Below are 853 nucleotides of genomic sequence, written 5' to 3' on the forward strand. Positions count from 1 at the left end.
TTGGACAATCCAACCTTGTTGCCCAAAGCGGGCGATGATGTCGTCGATTGTTTGAGTCATAGTTAACCTAGTGCTTTCCTAATTTGTACTCGATGTCATTTTGGGCAAAATCATCGATTAATTTGATGACCATTGCAGCAAGGAACGTAGCTTCAAGATTATGACAATCTGTTGTTTTGGCTAGTCTTTGAATCAGCAATGTAGCCTCAACAAACCCGTGGCTTTTTGAAATTGTTCTTTGGTGAAGTTTTGGGAGTTCATTAATCAATCCTTGGCATAATTTTGACTGACTTTTGCTATAAAATTCTTGAATAACTCCGGGGATGTTGAGTCGAAATTGTGGTGGAGGGAGGTGTTGTTGAAGTCAGCTAGATGTGAATAATTGCTCTGGCAAGTAACAGGGATTCAAACCAGCTGCCCTTGGACTTTTGGCGTTTATCAACAAATATATTGACTTCTTTAGAAAGGTTGTCAACACCTGAATTGTATTGTTTTTCGGTGAGTTTCATTTAAGACTCCGACTTGAAATCAGATGAGATTAACAACATTGGTTTACCTGTCTTAATAGCTATTTTTTGGGCTTGAAACAGAGCTGTTAACCGCTTTTTTAACTGAGGATTTAACCTCGGATACCTAGGAGAAATCCTAACAATTTCGATTTGGTTCAGGGGGATTCGTCAATATTGAGGAAGTCCTTAATTTTTGGGGGGGAGACCGTTAGTATGTTTATTACATTTAACATCACTAAAATTTCGGTCACCGTCGTTGGGTAAGATTGTTCTAACAGTTCTTCCTTTGTTTGGCCTTTCATGTCCTTTGCTATTTCTTTTGCTTTAGGCCAACGTTCTAACTC

The 853-nt window shown here is 38.8% G+C and carries 2 protein-coding genes; both read right to left on the reverse strand.

What is annotated here, in order from left to right; translation table 11 throughout:
• Nucleotides 1–368: 368 nt before the first annotated feature.
• Complete coding sequence (locus tag MiSe_RS49350; protein WP_226594911.1) at nucleotides 369–509, reverse strand: hypothetical protein; 141 nt, start codon at nucleotides 507–509, stop codon at nucleotides 369–371.
• A gap of 155 nt (nucleotides 510–664) precedes the next feature.
• On the reverse strand, nucleotides 665–853 hold a 189-nt coding region (locus MiSe_RS49355; protein ID WP_226594913.1), incomplete at its 5' end, for a hypothetical protein.

Source organism: Microseira wollei NIES-4236 (assembly GCF_020521235.1).
In the GTDB taxonomy this organism is placed as follows: domain Bacteria; phylum Cyanobacteriota; class Cyanobacteriia; order Cyanobacteriales; family Aerosakkonemataceae; genus Microseira; species Microseira wollei.